Here is a 1925-nt window from a genome sequence, read left to right as displayed (position 1 = left end):
GCGTAATCACCAGTAAAGGAATCACCTGAAGCTTCTCAAAGTTATCGGCCCAGATGCCGATAATAAAACCGAACAAGCTGAAGGTAATGGCCGTCATCACAAGGAAGACCATCATCCAAACCGGATGCGCTATTTGTAGCGGTACAAACAGGCTCGCCGTTGCGAGAATAATCAAGGCAAGTATGATCGACTTCGTTGCTGCGGCCCCCACGTAGCCAAGCAAGGCTTCGAAGTATGAAACAGGTGCAGAAAGTAGCTCATAAATGGTGCCGCTAAACTTAGGAAAATAAATTCCAAATGAAGCGTTAGAAATACTCTGCGTTAACAAAGAAAGCATAATCAAGCCTGGTACGATAAAGGCCCCATAGCTAACTCCGTCCACTTCATTAATCCTCGAGCCAATCGCAGAACCAAAGACGACAAAATACAAAGAGGTAGAGATAACTGGCGAGACAATGCTCTGGAAAATGGTTCGCTTTGTACGGGCCATTTCAAACTTATAAATCGCGGCAACTGCGTGACGGTTCATGCGGACTCCTTAACAAGCGATACAAAGATATCTTCTAATGAGCTCTGGTCAGTCTTTAAATCTTTAAACTGAATCCCCTCTTCAGACAAGTGCTGGAGCAAGGTCGCAATACCCGTATGATCTTCTAGCGTGTCGTAGGTATAAACAAGTTGCAGGCCATTATTATTCAGCACTAGATCGAAACCTTTTAGGCTCGTTGGCAAACTAGATAGCTCGGTCTTCAGGTCGAGGGTTAATTGCTTCTTCCCTAACTTACGCATCAATTCTGTCTTCTCTTCAACCAAGACTAATTGACCATTATTGATCACACCAATACGGTCAGCAATTTCTTCTGCTTCCTCAATATAGTGTGTGGTGAGGATAATCGTGACCCCCTTTTCTCGAAGCTTACGGACCAACTCCCACATATCTTTTCGCAGCTCAACATCAACCCCAGCTGTCGGCTCATCCAAGAATAAAATCTTGGGTTCATGCGACAGCGCTTTGGCTATCAACACACGGCGCTTCATACCACCTGACAACTCCATAATACGGTTATCTTTCTTATCCCACAGTGATAAGTCTTTTAGCGTCTTCTCGATATAAGCCGTGTTAGGCGCTTTACCAAATAAGCCTCGACTAAACGTCACGGTATCCCATACAGTCTCAAATGAGTCAGTCGTTAACTCTTGTGGAACCAGACCAATCATTTCACGCGTATGGCGGTAGCCTTTGATAATATCCTCACCGTCGACAGTCACGGTGCCGGAAGATGGATTGACTATACCGCAAATGGTACTGATTAAGGTCGTCTTACCGGCCCCGTTCGGACCGAGTAAAGCAATGATTTCAGATTTTTCTATTGTAAGGTTAATACCACTGAGCGCTTGAAAACCACCAGCATAAACCTTAGACAAGTTTTCGATTTGAATAATGGGAGTCATGATTTTGCATACCCTAATTTCTATAACAGTACGTTAAACGATTTTGCTTGTGCCTGCCTATGCTCATAAATGGAATTCAGAAATTTGGGCTCAACGTACTGAAGAATACCGCTGCTGCAATACAAAGGGATTTGGAAGAAGCTGAAGCGAACAAGCTTTATCCGCAGAGTTATGATCTTAAGGCGGCCTAGCCTTTTTCAAAGGGGTCAGACTCGATTGATTTTCAATCGAGTCTGACCCCTTTGAAAACCTTCGACCTACGATCACCGCCCGTCTTTCTCGGGTGACTTGCCCTACCGGTCTGCGCTTCAATTTGAGACTTGAATTGCTCACTTCCCAGTACCCATGCCTTATTTGTTACTGTGCGAATCTCTTCAAGCGTCTGTTCTTTTATCTCGTACGTAAATAGAGAACGATATATCGACCGTCTTTTTTCTGGCGATACGGATAAAGACAAGTATTCGAAATGAGGT

The 1925-nt window shown here is 44.3% G+C and carries 2 protein-coding genes and 1 pseudogene; all 3 read right to left on the bottom strand.

All coding sequences use genetic code 11. The annotated features are described in order from the left end of the window. The coding region (locus tag A3729_RS16935) for an ABC transporter permease (RefSeq protein ID WP_068634109.1) at nucleotides 1–529 on the bottom strand (529 nt) is incomplete at its 3' end. Then, on the bottom strand, nucleotides 526–1452 hold the full coding sequence (locus A3729_RS16930) for an ABC transporter ATP-binding protein (protein WP_068506675.1): 927 nt from the start codon (nucleotides 1450–1452) through the stop codon (nucleotides 526–528). The genes A3729_RS16930 and A3729_RS16935, both read right to left, overlap by 4 nt. Before the next feature lie 223 nt (nucleotides 1453–1675). After that, nucleotides 1676–1925, bottom strand: a pseudogene (locus A3729_RS34045) (transposase); the annotation flags it as partial.

It is taken from the genome of Oleiphilus sp. HI0043, from assembly GCF_001634935.1.
Note: the sequence above shows the minus strand (reverse complement) of the source record. Positions and strands in the feature narration are given on the sequence as shown.